The following is a 20,751-nucleotide window of genomic DNA, read 5'->3' on the forward strand; positions in this document are numbered from 1 at the left end:
GACTCGTCGACGGGAGGGTGGTGTAGTGTTCTTCTCGTTCGCGGTCAGGAATCTCCGGAGGCACTGGATACGCTCGGCGCTCTCGATCATCGGGATCATTATCGGCGTCGTCGCGATCGCATCGCTCGGCATCATGGGCAACAGCATCAACCTCCTTGTCGCGAACATCATCACCGACGTCGGCGACACCATCGTGATCACGCCGCACACCGCGATCGGCGGGACGTTTGCCGGGGACCCGCGGACGGCGGTGGACGCCGCCATCCCCGCCCGCGAGGTCGAGGAGATCCGGCGGGCGGCAAACCCGCACCGCACGATCCCGGTGCTTCAGGGAGCCGACGAGGTGGAGTTCGGCCGCGGCGAGAGCGGGTATACCCAGATCATCGGGCTTGCATCGGACGATATCCCCATCCTGCTCGACCTCGCGGAGGGGCAGTACCCCCGGCAGAACCAGCCGGGCGCGCTCGTCGGGACCTACCTTGCCGCGGAGTACGACATAGCCCCGGGCTCGAAGATTATGATCGGGAACGAGAGCATCCGGGTGGCCGGCGTGCTTGCAGAACGCGGGTTTGCCGCTGATATCAACCCCGACTACGCGATTGTCGTGCCCGAAGGCTGGTACGAGAGCCACTTCGGGACCGACGACGCCTACCCGATGGTCATCGTCCGGGTCGGCGATGTGGAGCAGATCGACGCGGTGAAGGATGCGATCGAGAACCGGATCAACCGGCGCGAGGATATCGTGGACATATTCGACTCGCGCGATATGCTCAGGCAGTACGAGGAGATCTATCAGCAGATCACGGCGTTTCTTGTCGGGATTGGGGGGATTTCCCTCATTGTCGCCGCCGTCAACATCCTCAACGTCATGTACATCTCGGTGACCGAGCGCATCCGGGAGATCGGCGTCATGAGGAGCCTCGGGGCGCTTCGGCGGGAGGTTCTCCGGATGTTCCTCTACGAGGCGATGATCCTCGGGCTCATCGGAAGCATCATCGGCGGCATCGCGAGCACCGCCTTCGGCTACCTGATCAGCCTCGCCGCGGTCGAGGTCTTCACGGCCGGGACGACCTTCGGCGAGAACTTCACGGTCTTCGACCAGAGCGCGGTCGGGTACATCATCTTCGGGATGGCGTTCGGCATCGCAACCAGCATCGCCGCCGGGTTCTACCCGGCATGGATTGCCTCGCAACTGGCTCCGGTCGATGCGATGCGGCAGAAATGAGAGGTGTGACGGGCATGATATTCTTTGATCTCGCGGTACGGAACCTCAAACGGCACAAAGTCCGCTCGGTCCTCGCAACGGTCGGCATCATCATCGGTGTGATAGCCATCGCCTCCCTCGGCATCGTGGGGAGCAGCCTCTCGGTGCTCATGGGGGGGCTGGTCTCCGACGTGAGCGACACCGTGCTCGTCACCCCGCATCTCGCGGCATCGAGCGGCGACCCGTTCGACCCCCGGAACACCCTTGCCGCACGCATCTCCGAGAGAAACCTGGGGCTGATAGAGAAGGCTGCGGGAGAGCACCGCGTCATCCCCATGATCCTTGCGTCGGATCGGCTGCATGTGCGGGATACGAGCGGCTACGTCACGATCTATGCCATGCCGGCGGCCGACATCCCCTTCCTGCTGGAGGAGGAGGCCGGGATCTACCCGCAGGGAAGGTCGTCGGGGGTGATGGTGGGCTCGCTCCTTGCCGACGAACTCGACCTGCACCCCGGCAGCCGCATCGAGGTAGGGGGCGAGAGCGTCCGGGTCGTGGGGATCGCGGCGGAACGGGGAATGGGCATCGATATCAACCCCGACTATGCCCTCATCGTCACGGAAGACTGGTACACGGAGCGGCACGGGGACCAGGATTACAGCCGGGTCGTCGTGAAGGTCAGCGATCTCTCGGAGATCGAGAGTGTGAAAGCCGCCATCGACCAGCAGATCAACCGCAGAAAGGAGGTCGTGGACATACTGGACTCGCGCGAGATCCTGGAGATCTACTACGAGACAACCGACGCCATCAACATCTTCCTCCTCGGCATAGGCGCGGTATCGCTTCTCGTCGCGAGCGTGAGCATCTTAAACGTCATGATCATATCGGTCACGGAGCGGACGGGGGAGATCGGGCTGATGCGGAGCATCGGGGCGCGAAGGAGGGAGGTGCTCTTCATGTTCCTCTACGAGAGCCTGATCCTCGGGATCGCAGGCAGCCTCGTCGGCGGGCTTGTCAGCACAGCGGTCGGCCACTACGTCAGCGCCTCGGTAGCGGAGTTCTTCACCGACTTCGCCATGTCGGGAGGGGCCGGGATCCCCGTTTCCGTGGTGATCGGCTACGTCGCCTTTGCGATGGCGTTCGGGACGGCAACCAGCATCGTCGCCGGGTTCTATCCCGCGTGGAAGGCGGCGCAGTTGAACCCCATCGAAGCGCTCCGCTACGAGTGACGGGTTTTTACCGGATGCGGTCAGGGGGCGGGAAGATCGCCTCCCGGTGCAGGATTTTTATACCCGGGACGACATGGGAAAGCCGGTGAAGACGATGTTGTTTGTCCTGTGGTACCAGTTCGAACCGGAGCACGCCCATCAGGTCCTGGAATTATGGAAACACTTCCAGTTCCCCACCGATGTGAAAGTCCATAGCCGCTACCTCCTCATCGGGAGGCATATGTCGGTTGCCGTCTTTGAAGCGTCGGACGAGCGCTCCATCTTAAAGATCACCGCGCCGTTCAGTTCGTACGGGGTTGCCCACGTCGCACCGGCAATGCCGCTCGAAGAGGCGATCAAGACAGTCTGATCGAGGGCGCTGCGCGGCACCGGCACCCCACTCTTTTCCTGCCCGGCAGATCGAGCGCAGCCGTTCCCCACCGGGGTCCGCCGCAAGGGTGGCCGCGGCGATGCCTTCTGTGGTGATGAAGACATGCGTAATTTCATAGTGCAGGAGACCGGAAACTCTATGAGCACTTATAGGATGATAGACTTCCCTGTCAGGAAGTGCTCCGGCCCCCATCCGGTCCCCAATACGATAGCAATACCCAAGTTGCGTGGAACGAATGTTGCAAATGATTACGTGGCTCGACAAAAACTTCAGTTCGCTCCAGCCGACGCGGGCGATCATCATGAGAGCGCTGCGCCACCTGCGCCCCGCAGATCGAAAAAAACTCTTCTCGGAGGATATCCCCGAGATGCGGACCGCCGAAGGGCGGTGGTTTGAGGCGATCGTCTACGAGATGATCCTCGACCTCTCGCTTAAGACCGACCTCATCCTCTCCGTCGTGGCCCGGGGTGCCGACGGGCCGGCGAAGGTCCGGCGCGCGCAACTCGGTCAGAACGGGCTCTTCTACTCGAACATCGGGGATATCAAGGTCCGGGGAAACGGACAGGACCTCGCGGAAGTCGACATGATGCTTGTCGACCACACCGGGGCGCTGACGTTCGGGGAGATCATCACCTCTCCTGCCGACTTAAAAGAGTTCGAGGCGGAGATTCGGTACAAGAAACAGCTCTTCGGCTATCTCTACGGGCAGCCGACCGTGCCGTTCCTCCTCATCTCCTCGGTCGACATATCGCGGACTGCCGTCGTTCGCCGCCTCCTCAAGGAACCCGACAACGCCCTCCTCACCACTCCCACCTGCGAGGACCTGAAAGCCCTGATCCGCCCCCGGGACCTGAAGCGGAGCCCTGCCCGCCAGATCCGGCACAAGAAACTGGTCTCGATAGCCGATATCCCTCCGCGGCGGCCGTTCGACTACAAGAAACTCCACGACGAGCGGCTGCAGAGCATCATCGCCGCCGTCACCTCGAAGAAAGGCGTCGGGGAACTCGGCACCCCTGACGAGATCCCGCCGATCGTGAAGAAGGTCCTCTTCGGGGGACTCTACCCCTCCGCCCTCCGGATGCTCGATGCCCGGTACCCCATCCGCATCAAAGGGAAGACCTACGACCCGGATACGATCCAGAAGCAGTTCTCGAAGGTCATCCTCGCCGTGAACATCCCGGAGTACCGGCCGATCATCTACCTGCGGACACGCAACAAGAAGGAGTATCTCAAGATGGTGCCGAGCAAGACAGGCGGGTTCAAGTTCGAGAGCCGGCGGACCCCCCACATGGCCGGGTTCTTCCTCTGGCTCGAGTCCGTCCAGCCGTCGATCGGGGCCGAACTGACGCGGGAACTCCTCGACGCATTCCCCGCGGTCCATGTTCCCGAAACCGGCACGGCCGCAAAACCATAAAGTACCTATGCGTCCTCCTCCCATGAGGGCTCATGATACCGGGGTGCGGTGATCCGGGATGGACCTGATGGCGGAGGCGATGCCCCGGCTGCTCGCGAACGTTGATCCCGGGTGGAGGGTATGACCGATCCCCAGATCGCATTCATCCAGGCGCTCCAGACACAGGCCGCGTGGCTCGCGGTTCCGATGCAGTTCTTCTCGTTCCTCGGGCAGCCGGAATTCTACCTGCTCGTCATCCCGATCCTCTACTGGTGCTGGGACCCGCGCCTCGGGCTCCGTCTCGGTCTCCTCATGGGGATCTCGGGCGGGCTCAACGAGGCCCTCAAAGTCGCGTTCCATCTCCCCCGACCCTACTGGGTCAGCCCGGAGGTCAGGGCGCTCGGGAATTACCCGTCGTTCGGGCTGCCGTCGGCGCACGCCCAGGGGGCGGTGGCGCTCTGGGGGCTGCTCGCCGTCGACGCCCGGCGCGGGTGGATCTGGGTCTTCGCGGTCGTGACGGCCTTTCTCATCGGCGGATCGAGGGTCGTTCTCGGGGTCCACTTCCCGACCGATGTCGTCGCGGGCTGGGCGGTCGGCGTCGTCGTCCTCCTCGGGTTCCTCGCTCTCGAGAAGCCGGTGGGCCGCCGGGTCGCCGCCCTCCCGCTCTCGGGGCAGGCGTTCGTCGCGTTCGCAGGTTCCCTCGCCCTGGCGCTGGCCTCCTTTGCCGCCCTCGCGGCACTCGGGGACTGGCAGGTTCCCGCGTCCTGGGCGGCGGGGGCGCTCGAGCGGTCCGGGGAGCCCATCCACCCGCTCTTCCTCCGGGACGCCGTCACGGCATCGGGGCTCTTCTTCGGGTTCGCGGCCGGGGCGGCGGCAGAGCGTCACCGTGGCAGCATGTGCGCCGCCAGGAGGGGGTCCGTCCGCCTGCTCCGCTACATCTTCGGGATTGCCGTGACCGGGGCGATCTGGTACGGGCTCGGGTTCCTCGTCCCGTCCGATCCCGCTGCGGCCGCATACGTCCTCCAGTATCTCCGGGCCGCCGTTGCCGGCGCCTGGGTCTCGTTCGGCGCTCCGGCGGTCTTTGCCCGCGCAAACACGCTCCGGGGCGGAGCGTAGGGGTATATATCCCCGGCAGGCGAGGATCCTGTATGGATTCGGCGGGCGGCGGTCTCACGGTGCTCGAGTGGGCGATCCTCGGCGTCGTGACGGTCCTGCTTGCCGTGCTTGCGGTCCACGCCCTGGCCGTTCCCCCCGGCCCCCCGGCAGGCCTCGTCTACTCGGCCCTCGAGGAGACCGGGGACTGCCTGGCCGTCTCCGGTGACGTCTACGGCTACGCACTCGCGTGCGGGAGTGTCGATGGCGTCGATCTGTGGTGCGGCCGGCCCGATCCTTCAAGAATGGGGTCGATTTCCTGCAGCGTCCGCCTCTTCGTCGGCGATCTGGGGAGCGTCGATATGGGCCGCGCCACGGTCGAGATCGCCGCCCGGGACGGGACCGAACGCCTCGCGAGGACTGCAGAGGCGCCGGTGCGGCCCGGGAACTGGACGATCGTCCGGACGGGGCACACCGTCCCGTTCCGGCAGGCGGACGACGACACCCTCCTCGAACCCGGGGAACGGTTCGACCTGCTCGTCTACCCCTCCCGGCCGTTTGTACCCGGTGAGACGTTCCGCGTCTGCATCACCCCGCCCGGCGGCGTCCCGCTCACGGTCGAACGGACCGTGCCGCCCCGGATAACGCCGGTGATGGATCTCGGGTGAAGTGGCGTCCACTCAGCATGCTTTTATAGCCGAAAGCCGACTCACTCCCCATGCTTGCAGAGGGGATCGCTCTCGGCTGGGTGCTGATCGTGCTCGGGGCGGTGCTGCTCCTGGTCGAGGTTTACGAGCCCGGGTTCTTCATCGCCGTCCCTGCGACGGTCCTGATCATCCTCGGCGTCCTCCTCCTCCTCGGCGTCGACATCCTCAGCTCCCCCCTTGCCCTCATTGTCGGGGTTCTCGCCGCAATCGGAGCGGCCGCGGTTACTGTCTGGTTTTACGGCCGCCTCACCCCGGGGAGAGGCCCCCCGACGACCCTCTCCCGGGACTCGCTCGTCGGCCTCGAGGGGACAGTGGTCGCTCCGGTCGATGCGGAGACGCTCGTGGGAAAGGTGCGGCTCGGGAGCACGGAATGGAGCGCCCGTTCCGAGTCCGGGAGCATCCCGGCCGGGAGAAAGATTATCGTCGTTCGCTCCGAAGGGGTGCACGTCGTCGTGAAGGAGGTTACATAAAATGCTTTTAACTGGAGAATTTCCGTGGACCGGTCTCATTACGGTCTTTCTTATTATTGTTATCGTCATCATCTTCGCCCGTGGCGTGGTGATCGTCCAGCCGTACGAACAGGGGCTCCAGATACGCCTGGGGCAGTACATCGGGAGGCTGAACCCCGGCTTTCGGTGGGTGATTCCGCTGGTCACGGTGGTCAGGAAACTTGACCTCCGCACAGAGGTGATGGACGTCCCGCGGCAGGAGGTGATCACGAAGGACAACTCCCCGACGAACGTCGACGCGATCGTCTACGTTCGGGTGATCGACCCCGAGAAAGCCTACTTTGAGGTGATGAACTACCGGTCGGCGACGGTGGCGCTGGCGCAGACGAGCCTGCGCGGGATCATCGGCGATATGGAGCTCGACGAGGTGCTCTACAACCGGGACATCATCAACGCCCGCCTCCGTGACATCCTGGACCGGGAGACCGATGCCTGGGGCGTGAAGGTCGAGCGGGTGGAGATCAAGGAGGTCGACCCGGTGGGTGCGGTCAAGCAGGCGATGACCGAGCAGACCGCGGCCGAGCGTGAGCGGCGTGCCGCGATCCTCCGGGCGGACGGCGAGAAGCGGGCGGCGATCCTGCGGGCCGAAGGCAGCCGGCAGAGCATCATCCTAGAGGCCGAGGGCGAGCGGCAGAGCAAGATCCTGCGGGCCGAGGGCGAACGGCTATCGAGGATCCTGCAGGCGCAGGGCGAGGCGCAGGGGCTGCGCATTCTCTCGGTCGGCGCCCGGCCGCTTGATAAGCGGGCAATCACGGTCCTCTCGCTCGACGCCTTGAAGCAGATGGCCGAGGGCCAGGCGACGAAGATCATATTCCCGTTCGAGCTCTCGAGCGTCGTCAAGCAGGCCGCGGAGTACCTCGGCGCCACCGCCGAGGCCCCGGAGGTTCCGGAAGGCGCCGAACTGCCGTCGGAGGATATCCTCGGGGAGATCCCGAGCAGAGAGGTCGTCAAGACTGCGGAAGAGGCGGTAAAGAGCATCGAGACCGATATCGACGTGGAGATGCAGAAGAAGTCGCGGGACCTGATCGGGAAAGGAGGGCTGTAAAGCCCCAAATTCCCGCCTGTTTTTGGACACGACCACATCCCTATCCTCCGCGTCGGTCGGGCACGCGCCCGGCGTGAGCGGTCTTCGATGCAAAGGGGAAAAATGTTTCCTGAAAGGCTATTTTTGGGTCTAATCTGCCGTGCTTCTGCGCTTCAAAACGAAATGGTTATTCTTCGCCTCATAAAGTAAAGCCTATGAGAAATGTTTCAGCAGTATTCATGATTATCCTTCTTGCAGCGGTTGTCTTCGCCTGCGGGTGCACCGGTACACAGATTTCTCCTGCAGAGCAGGGCGGAGCGGTTCAGGAGATCGTCGTCGGCGCTCTCCTGCCCCTCACCGGAGACTACTCCGGGGGCGGGGAGGCGAGCCGGGTCGCCCTCGAGGTGGCCGCCGGTGACATCAACGATTACTTCGTCTCGATCGGATCGGATCACCGTGTCGGAATAATCATCGAGGACACAAAGGCCGATCCTGCCGTCGCGCTCGCGAAACTCCAGACTCTTGAAAAACAGGGGGCGAGGATTGTTATCGGACCCGGCACCAGCACCGAACTTGAGGCGATCCGGACGTATGCTGATGAGCACGGGATCCTGATCGTCAGCACCATGAGCACGGCGCCGTCTCTTGCAATTGCCGGCGATAATGTCTACCGGTTTGTGCCGCCGGACACCTACCAGGCCGACGTCGTGGCATACTACCTGAAGGAGCAGGGAGTGGCGGCGATCGTGCCGGTATGGCGCGGCGATATCTGGGGTGACGAACTGGAGAAGCTGACGACGGCGGTGTTTGCGAGGAGCGGCGGGGAAGTCCTCGACGGAATCCGGTATGCTCCGGACAAAGAGGACTATGCCCGTATGGCGGCGGACCTTGACGCCCGCGTGGCTCAAGCGATTGCAGCGCACGGCAAAGACCGGGTCGCTGTCTACCTGGTCAGCCTCGACGAGGCGGCGGCGATCATGGAGGCGGCTACAGCGACAGAGAATCTGTCGAAGGTCCGATGGTACGGGTGTGACGGCAACGTCCTCCTCGATGCGCTGGCGACAGGCGAGTCCGCCCGTTTTGCGGAGCAGACGAAGTTTACCGCCCCGGCGTTCTGGAATCAGGACAATGTTGCATCGAATACGGCCGTCATCCAGAAGATGCGGGAGCCCCTCGGGCGGCATCCCGACGGTTACAGCCTCGCGACCTACGACGCGCTCTGGGTCGTTGCCATGACCCGGACGCAGACCGATACCAGGGACGCCGCCATGCTGAAGGCTGCGCTTGAGAGGACTGCAAGTGAATCCGGCGGACCCCTGCTCGGGCCGGTGAAACTGAACGGTGCCGGCGACCGGTCGACTGCGCACTACACCTTCTGGACGGTGGAGGCCGACGGCGAAGCCTGCCGGTGGGTGCCGATTGTCCAGTACAGCATCTGGTCCGCGGGCTCCCTCCCGGAACTCGAATGGATCGGCGCCTGAGTGCCGGGGCACTGCCCCGGTTCTTTTCTTTAGGATCATGCCTGTTCATTTTCATCCTCCGCACGGCGCACTTTAATGGTCGAAGCGGAAAACATGACAGTGCAGATGTGAAGTTGCCCTCGTGGCAACGGAACCGCTTCATGGGCGAGCGTGATATTGTTCACGTTGTGCCCGCCGCATTGCCGGGGAGGAACTCCGGTGCGGTTATGTAATAAGGGATATTAATCATAGAAACAGTGGCCATGAGTTCAAGACCGTTTCATCCGCCGGGAACGTTCCCCGTTGTTGCCGAGAGGGTGTTTTTTATCAATAAGACCGGGCAGGATCAGCCGCTGGAGAACTACGTGCCGGCCGAGATCTTTGAAGTGGCCAGGACTGATGGGCAGCGCGCCATCCCGAAGATAGCAAAGGATCTCTCACTGATAAAAGAGATCGAGGCCATCTCCGGCAACCTGCCGACGAACCACCGTTTCGTAAATGCGGATAGCCGTGATCTTGCATTTCTTCCCGATGAGAGTGTTCATCTGGTCGTGACGTCGCCCCCCTACTGGACTCTGAAAAAATATCCCGAGAAGGACGAGCAACTCGGGCAGATTGAGGACTACGAGACCTTTTTAGAGGAACTTGACAGAGTCTGGAGGCATATCTACCGGGTTCTCGTTCCGGGGGGCCGTCTGGTCATCGTTGTCGGGGATGTCTGCCTCCCCCGGCGGGAGGCCGGGCGCCATGTTGTCATGCCTCTCCACGCGAGCATCCAGGAGCACTGCCGGAAGATTGGTTTTGACAATCTGGCGCCGATCATCTGGTACAAGATCGCCAACGCCTGCTTTGAGGCGGATTCGCCGGGGTCGTTCCTGGGTAAACCCTACGAACCCAACGGGATCGTCAAGAACGATATCGAATACATCCTCTTCCAGAGAAAGCCCGGCGGGTACCGGAAGCCCTCGATCGAGGCACGGCTGCTCTCGGTCATATCCGAGGAGAACCAGAGGGTATGGTTCCGGCAGGTCTGGGATCTCAAAGGGGCATCGACAAAAGAGCACCCTGCACCCTACCCCCAGGAACTCGCCGAGAGGCTTGTGCGGATGTTCTCTTTCGTGGGCGACACCGTTCTCGACCCATTCGGTGGTACTGGGACAACTGCCCTCGCCGCAGCACGGTGGGGTCGAAACAGTATCAGCGTTGAGATTGAAGAAAAATACTTTGTCATGGAGGTTGAACGGTTTACTCGTCAGGCAAAACAGTCCCGATTGTTCTGATTGAGGTAGATTCATGGTAAGCGAGAGGATTCTCCGGAAACTTTCCCAAGAGGACTATTTTTCCAGTGCGGTGCGGTACTTCTGGGATAAGAGGGCATCTCAGGCGAAAGATCAGAATGACCGTGGTGTAAGAGATCAGGGCTTTCGTTCGGAGGCGACGGGCGGAAAGCATATGGATGGATTCTTCTCGTTGATCCGAAGTCTGCTCGTGGATATCGGAGTTCCTGAGGACGACATCTGCACGCAGAAGAGATCGCTCGATCTTCCGGGATACTTCCGTGCTGAAAAGCAGTGGGATCTTATCGTCATCAAACACTATCCCGACGGGAAGAGGGAACTTGTTGCCGTCCTTGAACTGAAATCCCAGAAGGGGCCTTCGTTCGGGAACAACATCAACAACCGGACCGAGGAAGTTTTGGGAAGCGCATATGATCTCTGGACAGCCTACCGCGAGGGAGCGTTCAGGACATCCCCCTCTCCCTGGTTAGGGTATATGTTGCTGCTTGAGGATTGCGAGGGGTCTCGAAGGAGCGTGAGGAACAATGAGCCGCACTTTGAGGTATTCCCGGAGTTTAAGGGCGCTTCTTACATCGAACGCTATCGACAGACCTGTCTCAGGCTGGTGCGGGAAAGAGTCTATTCCGAGGTCTGCTACTTACTTGCGAAGGAAGAGGATAGGGCGAAACCACGGAACTATTTCGAGCCGGACGAGATCTTATCGGGGTACCGGTTCCTGCGCTCCCTGTGTTCCCACCTGAGCAACTTTTACGAAATCTCGTAACGCTGTCTCCGACCCGTTGCCGTCAGCGGATCGGTTGCGGTCGCGTCAGCACCTGGAGTAATCGATCGGCGAGCGCACGAAGATGGGGTTTCTACCCCATCGTCAGCACGAACCGTATCGCAGCGACGATCAACGGCATCGTGATGAGGAGGATCAGCATCTCCGTGACGAACCCGCTGATCGAGGCGACGACCCGCTGCGCGTACCGGGACCAGCCCCGCCGCTCGAAGAACCGCTCCACTCCTTCCTTCATCATGTAGCCGCCGTCGAGCGGGACAACCGGGATGGCGTTGAACATCCCGACCAGCAGGTTGAACCACGCGGTCCAGAAGAAGAGGTGGACCGTGCCCCAGAAGAAGGGGAACGGCTCCTCCCAGGCTATCTGCTCGGGGGTGTCGGTGAGCAGGATAGCGAGCTGCTGGGTGTTGCCCTGGATGAAGGCGTCGATCGGGGCTATCGTGAGGTAGAGCGGCGCGAGCGGCCCGAGGTCCGCGACGTTTCCTATGTGTTCCTTCACCGCGGGGGCGTTGTAGTAGTAGACTCCCATGAACCCGGAGTCCCGGTCGCCGTCGAGCGTCTCCGGCCATTCGGTCAGGGTGAGCGTGTACGTGCTCTCGACTCCGTCTTTTTCGGCCGTCAGCGTGACCGTCTCCCCCGGCTGCGTCCCGTCCATGATCGCCGAGACCTCATCCTGGCTCGCCACCGGGATGCCGTTGATGCCCGTGATGATCGAGTAGCCGGGGAGCCCCGCGTCGGCCGCCGGGTAGTCCTGGTAGACCCCCTGGACGAGCGGGACGGCAAGGGGCGTCGCCATCCCCAGAAGAAGGAACATCGCCGCAAAGCAGGCGAGGCCCATGACGATGTTGTTCGTGATCCCGGCGCCGAACATCCGGATTTTGGGCATTCCCTTCGCCGCTTCGACGTCTTCCTCGTCGGGCTCGACGAACGCCCCTATCGGGACGACGGCGATGAGAAGGCCCATGCTCCGCACCCGCATATCCTCGACCCGGGCGAGGATCGCGTGGCCGAACTCGTGGATGACGATCGTGAGGAGGAGGCCGATGATGACGGCCGCGGTGATCGGAATCGCCTGGTTGACCCCGGGTATCGCGAGGATGTTTCTCGGATCGTGGATCCCGGTCGGTTCCGGGGTATGCACCAGATACTGGGGGACCGCAAGGACCAGGGCGAGCGTCATGAAGGCCGAGACCACGACGACCATGACGACCCCGAGCGTCGCGTAGGCCCGAAGCGGCGTCCTGAACTTTTGGAACCAGTCGAAGAAACCGACCCGATCGGTCTTGATGGCGAGGATGGGGCCGAAGAACATGACGTGATCGCGAAACAGCCCCCGGTCGCGGATATAGTAGGCAATCAGGAGGTATGCCGCGACGAGAAGGAGGAGTATCTGGAGCCAGCTCATCACTCACGGTTGGCGCGCGGGAGGCATAAAATCTTCCGCGTTATAAGAAATCGCGCATCGTCGTCTGGTAGAGATTCGTCACCGTCTTCCAGCTCCGGCGGGCGCAGGGCGGCGGGTTCCCGTAGTCCCGGATGTAGCCCCGGAGGAACTCGATGGTTGCCGGGTCGGAGGGGTAGCCGCTCCCGATCTTCCCATACTGCTGCTCGAGCTCCCGGATCGCCCGATCCCGGGTGACCTTCGCGACGACGCTCGCCGCGCCGACGATCTTGTGCCGGGCGTCCGCCCGGTGCTCGGCGACGATCTCGCAGGGGAAGTCGAGGTGGGCCGCGACCGTCCGACCGTAACGCTCCGCGTTCACGTCGCAGGCGTCCAGGTAGGCCGACTCCGGTCTGAGCCCCGTGAGCGCCTCGGCGTGGAGTTCGGCCACGCACGCGTTCATGCTCATCCTGCTCCGGGCATCGTCGATCCCGGCGGCATCGATGGTGACGATGGCGATCGAGAAGTCGCGCAAAAGGATATCGTAGAGTTTCTCGCGCTGCTTCGGGCGGAGAACCTTCGAGTCCCGGATGGGGATGGCCGCAAGGTCCCCGGTCGCCCGGCACCCGACTGCGGCGACTACCATCGGACCGATCACCGAGCCTTTCCCCGCTTCGTCCACCCCGCAGATCACATCCTCTGGTTTATTCGCAAGGTATTTCAATCCTGACGATTGAAACCAGATGGATGTACACGATCATCGTCGGCCTGGGCGGAATCGGCCGGAACCTGACTGCGATCGCCGTGAACGCCGGCGACTCCGTGGTGGTGATCGACCAGGACGAGGAACGTGCGAGCGATATCCTGGAGCACTACGACGTTCTCGCCATCACCGGGAACGCGACCGACAAGTCGGTGCTGCAGGACGCAGGGATCGACCGGGCCGACGCCCTGGTCGCAACCACGAGCGACGACGCCGTGAACCTGATGACCTGCTGGCTTGCGAAACGCTACAACGTCGGCAACGTCGTCTCGATCGTCAACCAGAAAGAGCATTCCGACCTCTTCAACGAGGTCGGGGTGAGGATCAGCGAGAATCCCGACGAGCTGGTGGCGACCCGTCTTTACTACTGGGCAAAAAGCCCGAACCTTCAGCAGGTCGCCTCGATCCCCGGCGGCACAATCTTCGAGATCGTCGCCGACGAGGGCGCGCCCATCGTCGATCACGAGATCCGGGATCTCGAGGTCCGGGACTTCGTCTTCATCGCCATCCGGCGTGCCGGGGGCGATCTCATCATCCCGAGCGGCACCGTCCATATCCGGCCCGGCGACGTCATCACGGTCTTTACAAAAAAGGAAGCGGAAGCGGAGACGCTAAAGACACTCAACAAACAGCTGATACGGTCAGGCTAGAGTGTCTTTGAGCGCTTTCAGCTCGAGAAGCATCTTCGGGTTGCGCTTGATCAGTTCCCTGATGAGCGCCGCGACCGAGAACTCACTGAAGCTGATGCTTGCAATCGAGTCCGCGAGGGTGTTGAGTTTCGTATCGTCGAGGGTGATGAAGTACTCTTTGACCTTGTAGTTCCGCTCAAGGATCGTGCCCATCCGGGATGCACGCCATTCGGTGTCGTAGGGCATCAGGGACTCCTTTGAGCAGTTGCCCGCCTCGATGCACTTTGAAGCCACCTGAGCGGCGAGCCTTCCGGTATACATGGCGTTCCCGATCCCGCCGCCGGTGATGGGGTCGACGACCCTCGCCGCGTCGCCGGCGACGAGAAGGCCGTCGCCGACCGTGCAGGCGAGCGGCCGGCAGACAGGAACCCCGCCCGCGATCGCCTCGATCGTCTTTCCATCGGGGAAGCTCTTTGCGACAAACCGGTCCAGGTAGTCTTTCGCCCGGGACCCGTCGCGGCTCTTCCTGCCCGTGATGCCGATCCCGACGTTTGCCGTCCGGTCGCCCTTGGGGAAGACCCAGAGGTAGCCTTCGGGTGCGATCTCATTGCCCAGGTAGAAGTCCGTCGAGCCTGCGTCGATATCGATGTCGGCCATCAGGTACTGTGCGCAGCTCATCATCTCCCGGAGGGGGACGGTGGTGTCGAGCCCGGCCCGGCGGGCGAACTGCGCCTCCGTGCCGTCGGCGGCGATGACCACCTCGGCACGGATATCGGCCGGCGTCCCGGCCGAAAGCACCTTCGCGCCCCGGACCGCCCCGTTCTCCATGATCGGCGCGGTCGCCCGGGTCTTGACGATCACGTCCGCCCCGGCCTCGGCCGCCTGCCAGACGAGTTCCCGGTCAAAGACCTTCCGGTCAAGGACGTAGCCGACCTCGCTTCCGGCTCTGTCCTGGTCGAGCCTGATGGCGGTGCCGTTCGGGGCGATGATCCGGGCACTCTCGATGTCGGCGGATATCCAGCGGGGGTCGGGCTTGATATATTCTTTCAGGAGTTCTTTGCCGATCCCCTCCGCACACCGGACGGGCGTGCCGATGGCGGGACGCTTCTCGATGAGACAGACCGAGTTTCCGGCTTTTGCCGCCGTCTTCGCGGCAAGGGCGCCGGCGGGGCCGCCCCCGATGACGAGAATATCGTAGTTATTCTTCATGGACGACCTCCAGTGCTCCGAGCGGGCACGCCCGCGCGCAGATCCCACAGGCGATGCACTCCCGCTCAAGGCTGAGGTAGGCGTCGATCAGTTCGAGCGCGTCCTCGGGACAGACTGCAACGCAGGTGCCGCAATATCCACACTTGTCTCGGTTTATCCTGAGCATTGTACTCATAATGTCGCCGTCGTCGCAAAAACCTTTATGCTCCTCGCGCGAGTTGCTGCACCGGAATCTTCGCCCGGACGCGTGACTGGCGGCCCGCCGTCCCGTGCCGCCCCGGCCCGGGCGGCGAGACGATTCACTGCGCCATTTAATAGGAGTTAGCACAAATTTATCTGGTTAATGGGGATGCTATGGGACTGAAGGGTGGACCCACGCAGGACGAAGTCATGGCCGTCTCGCTCGCGAAACTCGGCATCCGCCCTGGCGACCGGGTGGCCGATGTCGGGTGCGGGACCGGGAAGGTTGCCGTCGCCATATCGAAGACGGCTGAGCGGGTCTACGCGATCGACCGGCGATCGGAGGCGATCGCCTGTGCCCGGCAGGAGGCGGCCGCTGCCGGCGCTGAAAACGTCGAATTCTTCGAGGGCGACGCGGTGGAGTTCCTCCCGGATCTGGGGCCGCTCGACGCCGCCTTTGTCGGGGGGTCCGGCCGCCTGCCGGAGGTCCTCGACCTCCTCGCCGATCGGGTGCGGGGAAGGATCGTCGTGAACGCGGTTATGATCGGGACGCTTCAATCGGCGATAGCAAGCATGCAGCGCCTCGGGATCTTTCAGGAGGCCGTTCACATCCAGGTCTCCCGGTCTGCCGGGATCGCCGGCGGGGTGATGTTCAAACCCATAAATCCCGTCTACATCGTCGTCGGGGGTGCCGGATGCTCGTAGGGGTGGGGCTCGGGCCCGGCGACCCGGAACTCCTGACCCTGCGGGCGGTCAGGCTCCTTTCCGAAGCTGCGGCGGTCTTTGTCCCCGGAAACCTCGCCTACGACCTGGTGCGGCCGTACCGGCCCGACGCCGTCGTCCTCAACTTCCCGATGACGAACGACGAGGCCTACATCAGAACGTGCCTGGAAGAGAACGCCGACCGGATTGCACCGCACGCAATGGACGGCCTTGCGGTATTCGGGATCATCGGGGACCCCAACTTCTACTCGACCTTCTCCCGGCTCTGCGAGGTGATCGCCGCCCGCTACCCGGAAGTCGCGTTTGCGACCGAGCCCGGGATCAGCTCCATCACCGCGTTCGCCTCGGTGGCGAACGTCCCGGTGGCCGGGGGTTTCCTCGTCTCGGACGGGAACGGGCCGGAGTCCCGGATCTTCATGAAGGTCCGGCGGCCTGCGGCGCTCGCGGCCTCCCTCTCGGAGGAGGGCTACTCGGAGTTCGTCCTCGTGGAGCGGATGTTCATGCCGGAACAGCGGGTCTACCGGGGGGACGATCTCCCCGAGAAGAGCGACTACTTCTCGATCCTCTTTGCGAGGCGGCCGCATGCATAAGTTCTACATCGTGGGTGCGGGGCCCGGGGCTCCCGACCTCATCACCGTCCGGGGGATGGACCTCCTCCGGCGGGCGGACGTCCTCATCTACGCGGGCTCGCTCGTGAACCCGGCGCTTGTTGCGGAGTCCGGCGCGGGCGTGAGACTCGACAGCTGGGGGATGGCGCTTCCGGAGATTGTGGGCGCCATCGAGGAGCACGTCCGGGCGGGCAGACTCGTCGTCCGGCTCCACTCCGGCGATCCGGCCCTCTACGGGGCGATCGTCGAGCAGATGGCGGAACTTGACCGGCGCGGGATCGAGGCCGAGATCGTCCCCGGGGTCTCGTCGCTCTTTGCGGCCGCTGCGGCCCTCAAGACCCAGTTCACCCTCCGCGACGTCTCCGAGAGCCTGATCGTCACCCGCCCGGCGGGCGCGACGCTTGAATCGGACCTGATCCCCGAGTTCTCCCGGCTCGGGCAGACGATGGTGGTCTTCCTCGGCACCGAGCGGATGGAGGAGGTCCTTGCCCGGGTCGAGTGCCCGCCTAAGACCCCGGCGGCGGTCGTCTACCACGCATCCTGGCCCGACCAGAAGGTCGTCTTAGGGACGGTGGCCGATATCGCACAAAAGGCCCGGGCTGCCGGGATCGAGCGGACGGCGCTGATCGTCATCGGAAAGGCGGTCGAGGGGGCAACGTCCGGGTTCGGGAGGTCGGTCCTCTACTCATGACCGGGACAGTCGTGATCGCGCTCGAGCGGTTCCTCCCCGACGCCCGCCGGATAGCGGATGCCGTCGGCGCCGACGTCGTTCCCTACGGCCCGGAGGCGTTCCGGGCGGCGTTTAGCCGCTACAGCCGGATCGTCGCCCTGATGTCGGCCGGGATCGCCGTCCGGGGGATCGCGCCCCTCCTCACCGACAAGTGGCGCGATCCGGCGGTGGTGGTTGTCGGCCCGGATCTCCGCTACGCCGTCCCGGTCGTCGGCGGGCACCACGGCGGAAACGACCTCGCCCGGCAACTCGCCCCTCTCGGGGTCACACCGGTGATCACAACCGCGACCGAGACCCGGGGTCGGGAATCGGTCGAGGGGATCGCCGCCCAGAAAGGCTGCGATGTCGTGAACCGCGACTCCACCAGGGCGGTGAACGCCGCGATGCTGGACGCCGACGTGCCCCTCTATGCCGTTTCCGGGCCCGGGATCGTCGTCGCGGGCCCGGGTGTCTCCCTCCTCGTCCGGAAGGGCGATTACGTTGTCGGCGTCGGGTGCCGCAAGGGCGTCGACGTGGCCGGGGTGACGGCTGCCGTCCGGAAGGCGCTCGGGCTTGCCGGGATTGCGCCCGACGAGGTGCTCGTCTACGCGACGACCGCAAAAAAGCGCGGAGAGGCGGGGCTCATTGATGCCGTCGCGGAACTCGGCGGCAACCTCGTATTCTTGGACGACGAAACATTGAACGCACAGGAGACCCCGTCGCCCTCGCGGGCCTCCCTGATCGGGCTTGCCGGGGTCGCGGAACCCGCGGCGTTCGCGATCGCGAAGCGCAAAGTTCTGGTTCTTGCCAAGCAGACATATGGGAGTGTTACCGTTGCAATCGCACGATAGCGGAGGAAGACTGTACATCGTCGGCACCGGTCCCGGCGACCTGCTGCATATGACGCCCCGGGCCCTAAAAGCCCTCGGCGAAGCCGACTGCGTCATCGGCAACGGGTTCTACCTCGACCTGGTGATGCCGATGCTCGCCGGAAAAGAGGTCGTCCGGAGCAGCATGGGCAAAGAGGTCGACCGGGCTTCACGCGCGCTTGCCCTTGCAGAGGACCGCATCGTCGCGATGGTGAGCGGCGGCGACGCCGGGGTCTACGGGATGGCGAGCATCGTCCTCGAGGTGGCCGAACGGTCGGGCGCGACGGTCGCGGTCGAGGTCGTCCCCGGGATCACGGCCGCGGTCTCGGCGGCGGCACGGCTCGGCTCGCCGCTCTCGGGCGACTACGTCACGATGAGCCTCTCGGACCTCCTGACGCCCTGGGAGGAGATCGAGCGGAGGCTCGACCTCGCGTTCCGGATGCGGGTGCCGGTCGTCCTTTACAACCCCCGCTCGAGGGGGAGGCCGCACAACCTTGATGCGGCGGTCGCTATCGCCCGCCGCCACCTCCCGGACACTACGCCGGTCGGGGTGATCAAAAACGCCTACCGGGAGGGGGAGGAGCGGTTGATCACGACGCTTGGGGAGTTCGAAGACCACTTCGCCTTCGTGGACATGCATTCGATCGTCTTTGTCGGCGGAGAAGAGACGAGGATCTGGAGGGATGAGATTGGTGCGAGAGGAATCATCACGCCCCGGGGATACCACCGGAAATACGTATACTGACCTTGCGGCGGTCACGCCGGAGGCCTACGCGATAGCGAGCACGAGCCGGAACCTGGCCCGGGAGCGGGTGGGAAACGCCACCCCCGAGGACCGGATCCGGCAGCGGTGCTCGGTCGCGGTCGGCGACTTCGCGATGGCCGATCTGATGCGCTTTTACGGCGACCCTGTCGAAGCCGGGGTCTCCGCACTGGAGCGGCGGGCGCCGATCGTCGTCGATATCCGGATGGTGCAGGCGGGCATCCTGAAACGCGGGCATGCAAGCGAGGTCGTCTGCGTCCTCGACTTAGGCGAGGATATCGCCCGCGAGCGCGGGATCACCCGGACGTCCGCGGGATTTCTCGCCCTGTGCGACCGGCTGGAGGGCGCGATCGTGGTCATCGGGAACGCTCCTTCGGCGCTCCTGGTCGTCTGCGATATGATACGGGCCGGAGTCCGGCCGGCGCTGGTCGTCGGGACCCCGGTGGGGTTCGTGAACGCCGCGGAGTCGAAGGAGGCGCTCCGTGCTCTCGACGTGCCGTCGGTCTCGAACGCCGGCACCCGGGGAGGGACGCCGGTCGCGGTGGCGGCGATGAACGAGATCATCACGATTCGTGCCGAGCGTGCAGGCCATGCGGGACCCGGTTACTGACTTCGAGTATCCCGGGGCGTGGGTGGCGGCCTGCCGCTCCCCGGCCCTCCTCGAAGACGTCCGGCGGGGTCTCGCGGTCCTGACGGCGTCGGGATCGGTCCTCCGCCGGGGGTTTTCGACCGGGACGACGGCGGCCGCGGCCTGCAAGGCGGCGGTCCTCTCGCTCGCCCTTGACACCGTTCGGGAGGTGGACATCACCCTCCCCTGCGGGATTGCGGTCAGGCTCCCGGTGGACGGCTACCGTGGGCAGGCGTCCTGCCGGAAGGATGCCGGGGACTATAGTGCCGACGTAACGGGTGGGCTTGAGTTCGTCGCGATGGCGGCTCCCTCCCTCTCGGGCGGAGTCCAGTTCGTCCCCGGCGAGGGTATCGGGAGTTTCGCCCGCGACACTCCCCGCCACCGGCGGGGAACGCCCGCGATCAGCGCCCCGGCGCTCGACTGCATACGGCGGTCGATCGACGAGGCGGTGGAGGAGGCGGATCTATCCGGGACGACGGTCATCCTCACGATCCCCCGGGGTGCGGAGGTGGCGCAGAAGACGCTGAATCCCCGGGTCGGGGTGCGCGGGGGGATATCCGTCCTCGGGACGACCGGGTTCGTGGAGCCCTGGGACGATCACGTGACGGAGGGGGTGCTCGACCGTATCGCCCGGGCTCCCGGAGCGGTCGTGCTGACGACCGGCCGGCTCGGCCTGCGCTACTCCCGTCTCCTCTTCCCGGAGCACGAGGCGATCCTCGTCGGGAACAAACTCGAGGAGGCACTTGGGGCGGTCGACGGCGATGCGGTCATCTGCGGGCTGCCCGGCCTGATCCTGAAGTTCCTGAACCCGGATGTCCTCGATGGGACCGGGTGCGCCACGGTGGAGGAGCTCTCGGCGACCCCGCTCTGGGAGGAGACGGTCAGCCGGGAACTTCGCGCATTTCGGGCGCGCTGTCCCCGCGTCCGGGTCGTGATCGTCGATCGCGACGGCCGGATCATCGGGGAGTCGTCATGAAAGTCGTCGGCGTGGGCTGCGGCCCGGGAATGCTGACCGCGGAGGCGGCGAGGGTCATCGCGGGCGCATCGCTCGTCTACGGCTCGGCCCGGGCGATCGCGCTTGCACGGGACGCCATCCCGCCGGGGTGCGAGGTGCACGAGATCGCGGATTACCGGAGCCTCCGGTCCCTCCCGGACCATGCAGTCGTCCTTTCGACCGGGGACCCGATGCTTGCGGGGCTCGGCTACCTCCCGGGCGAGGTGG

24 protein-coding genes are annotated in these 20,751 nt (G+C 64.2%); 20 read left to right on the top strand and 4 right to left on the bottom strand.

Translation table 11 applies throughout. The annotated features are described in order from the left end of the window. The 11 genes from BRA62_RS04200 to BRA62_RS04250 all read left to right on the top strand — a co-directional run. A partial coding sequence (locus BRA62_RS04200) for an ABC transporter permease (protein ID WP_349680538.1) occupies positions 1-1,225 on the top strand: 1,225 nt, incomplete at its 5' end. Between the two features lie 14 nt (positions 1,226-1,239). Beyond that, entirely contained in the window at positions 1,240-2,433 is a 1,194-nt protein-coding gene (locus BRA62_RS04205; protein ID WP_292365057.1) for an ABC transporter permease, read from the top strand. Positions 2,434-2,527: 94 nt separating this feature from the next. Beyond that, positions 2,528-2,782 (top strand): DUF3303 domain-containing protein, encoded by a 255-nt coding sequence (locus BRA62_RS04210; protein WP_292365104.1) that lies wholly within the window; start codon positions 2,528-2,530, stop codon positions 2,780-2,782. Positions 2,783-3,047: 265 nt separating this feature from the next. Further along, positions 3,048-4,217: a hypothetical protein gene (locus tag BRA62_RS04215; protein WP_331519366.1), complete on the top strand. Its 1,170-nt coding sequence runs from the start codon at positions 3,048-3,050 to the stop codon at positions 4,215-4,217. A 120-nt stretch (positions 4,218-4,337) separates the two neighbouring features. Beyond that, complete coding sequence (locus BRA62_RS04220; RefSeq protein ID WP_292365060.1) at positions 4,338-5,312, top strand: phosphatase PAP2 family protein; 975 nt, start codon at positions 4,338-4,340, stop codon at positions 5,310-5,312. Between the two features lie 32 nt (positions 5,313-5,344). Next, positions 5,345-5,956 carry a hypothetical protein gene (locus tag BRA62_RS04225; RefSeq protein WP_292365061.1) on the top strand — a complete coding sequence of 204 codons (612 nt, stop codon included), beginning with the start codon at positions 5,345-5,347 and terminating at the stop codon, positions 5,954-5,956. Between the two features lie 50 nt (positions 5,957-6,006). Then, positions 6,007-6,465 carry an NfeD family protein gene (locus tag BRA62_RS04230; RefSeq protein WP_292365062.1) on the top strand — a complete coding sequence of 153 codons (459 nt, stop codon included), beginning with the start codon at positions 6,007-6,009 and terminating at the stop codon, positions 6,463-6,465. 1 nt (position 6,466) lies between these two features. After that, positions 6,467-7,549 carry an SPFH domain-containing protein gene (locus BRA62_RS04235; protein WP_292365063.1) on the top strand — a complete coding sequence of 361 codons (1,083 nt, stop codon included), beginning with the start codon at positions 6,467-6,469 and terminating at the stop codon, positions 7,547-7,549. Positions 7,550-7,767: 218 nt separating this feature from the next. Continuing rightward, positions 7,768-9,009 carry an ABC transporter substrate-binding protein gene (locus BRA62_RS04240; RefSeq protein WP_292365065.1) on the top strand — a complete coding sequence of 414 codons (1,242 nt, stop codon included), beginning with the start codon at positions 7,768-7,770 and terminating at the stop codon, positions 9,007-9,009. A 242-nt stretch (positions 9,010-9,251) separates the two neighbouring features. After that, the gene (locus tag BRA62_RS04245) at positions 9,252-10,268 is read left to right on the top strand and encodes a DNA-methyltransferase (RefSeq protein WP_292365066.1); all 1,017 of its coding nucleotides are present in this window, start codon (positions 9,252-9,254) and stop codon (positions 10,266-10,268) included. Between the two features lie 13 nt (positions 10,269-10,281). Beyond that, on the top strand, positions 10,282-11,049 hold the full coding sequence (locus tag BRA62_RS04250) for a PaeR7I family type II restriction endonuclease (protein WP_292365067.1): 768 nt from the start codon (positions 10,282-10,284) through the stop codon (positions 11,047-11,049). A 91-nt stretch (positions 11,050-11,140) separates the two neighbouring features. Here the strand turns inward: BRA62_RS04250 and BRA62_RS04255 are convergent, their stop codons facing one another. Together BRA62_RS04255 and rnhB are read right to left on the bottom strand one after the other, a co-directional pair. Then, positions 11,141-12,472 carry a site-2 protease family protein gene (locus tag BRA62_RS04255; protein ID WP_292365068.1) on the bottom strand — a complete coding sequence of 444 codons (1,332 nt, stop codon included), beginning with the start codon at positions 12,470-12,472 and terminating at the stop codon, positions 11,141-11,143. Positions 12,473-12,512: 40 nt separating this feature from the next. Beyond that, a complete protein-coding gene (gene rnhB / locus BRA62_RS04260) occupies positions 12,513-13,142 on the bottom strand; it encodes a ribonuclease HII (RefSeq protein ID WP_292365069.1) in 630 nt (209 codons plus the stop codon). Positions 13,143-13,195: 53 nt separating this feature from the next. Here rnhB and BRA62_RS04265 point away from each other — a divergent pair, with 53 nt between their 5' ends. Next, positions 13,196-13,861 carry a potassium channel family protein gene (locus BRA62_RS04265; protein ID WP_292365071.1) on the top strand — a complete coding sequence of 222 codons (666 nt, stop codon included), beginning with the start codon at positions 13,196-13,198 and terminating at the stop codon, positions 13,859-13,861. Here BRA62_RS04265 and BRA62_RS04270 read toward each other — a convergent pair. Beyond that, positions 13,853-15,049, bottom strand: coding sequence for an NAD(P)/FAD-dependent oxidoreductase (locus tag BRA62_RS04270; RefSeq protein ID WP_292365073.1), 1,197 nt, complete (start codon positions 15,047-15,049; stop codon positions 13,853-13,855). The two genes, BRA62_RS04265 and BRA62_RS04270, sit on opposite strands and share 9 nt — an antisense overlap. Then, complete coding sequence (locus BRA62_RS04275; RefSeq protein ID WP_048104707.1) at positions 15,039-15,215, bottom strand: 4Fe-4S binding protein; 177 nt, start codon at positions 15,213-15,215, stop codon at positions 15,039-15,041. Before BRA62_RS04275 ends, BRA62_RS04270 begins: the two co-directional genes overlap by 11 nt. 188 nt (positions 15,216-15,403) lie before the next feature. Between BRA62_RS04275 and cbiT the strand changes: the two genes are divergently transcribed. From cbiT to BRA62_RS04315, 8 genes are all read left to right on the top strand, one after another. Continuing rightward, positions 15,404-15,934 (top strand): precorrin-6Y C5,15-methyltransferase (decarboxylating) subunit CbiT, encoded by a 531-nt coding sequence (gene cbiT, locus BRA62_RS04280; protein WP_292365074.1) that lies wholly within the window; start codon positions 15,404-15,406, stop codon positions 15,932-15,934. Then, positions 15,925-16,542: a cobalt-factor II C(20)-methyltransferase gene (locus BRA62_RS04285; RefSeq protein WP_292365075.1), complete on the top strand. Its 618-nt coding sequence runs from the start codon at positions 15,925-15,927 to the stop codon at positions 16,540-16,542. The genes cbiT and BRA62_RS04285 overlap by 10 nt, the downstream gene beginning before the upstream one ends. Further along, complete coding sequence (locus tag BRA62_RS04290; RefSeq protein ID WP_292365076.1) at positions 16,535-17,251, top strand: cobalt-precorrin-4/precorrin-4 C(11)-methyltransferase; 717 nt, start codon at positions 16,535-16,537, stop codon at positions 17,249-17,251. The genes BRA62_RS04285 and BRA62_RS04290 overlap by 8 nt, the downstream gene beginning before the upstream one ends. Continuing rightward, positions 17,248-18,120, top strand: a complete 873-nt coding sequence (gene cbiG, locus BRA62_RS04295) for a cobalt-precorrin 5A hydrolase (RefSeq protein ID WP_292365077.1) — start codon at positions 17,248-17,250, stop codon at positions 18,118-18,120. The genes BRA62_RS04290 and cbiG overlap by 4 nt, the downstream gene beginning before the upstream one ends. After that, a complete protein-coding gene (gene cobJ / locus BRA62_RS04300) occupies positions 18,089-18,883 on the top strand; it encodes a precorrin-3B C(17)-methyltransferase (RefSeq protein WP_292365079.1) in 795 nt (264 codons plus the stop codon). Before cbiG ends, cobJ begins: the two co-directional genes overlap by 32 nt. Next, positions 18,831-19,511, top strand: a complete 681-nt coding sequence (locus BRA62_RS04305) for a precorrin-8X methylmutase (protein ID WP_292365080.1) — start codon at positions 18,831-18,833, stop codon at positions 19,509-19,511. The genes cobJ and BRA62_RS04305 overlap by 53 nt, the downstream gene beginning before the upstream one ends. Beyond that, on the top strand, positions 19,492-20,505 hold the full coding sequence (locus BRA62_RS04310; protein ID WP_292365082.1) for a cobalt-precorrin-5B (C(1))-methyltransferase: 1,014 nt from the start codon (positions 19,492-19,494) through the stop codon (positions 20,503-20,505). Before BRA62_RS04305 ends, BRA62_RS04310 begins: the two co-directional genes overlap by 20 nt. Beyond that, on the top strand, positions 20,502-20,751 hold a 250-nt coding region (locus tag BRA62_RS04315), incomplete at its 3' end, for an SAM-dependent methyltransferase (protein ID WP_292365083.1). The genes BRA62_RS04310 and BRA62_RS04315, both read left to right, overlap by 4 nt.

The organism is Methanoculleus sp. UBA208 (assembly GCF_002498065.1).
Taxonomy (GTDB): Archaea; Halobacteriota; Methanomicrobia; order Methanomicrobiales; family Methanoculleaceae; genus Methanoculleus.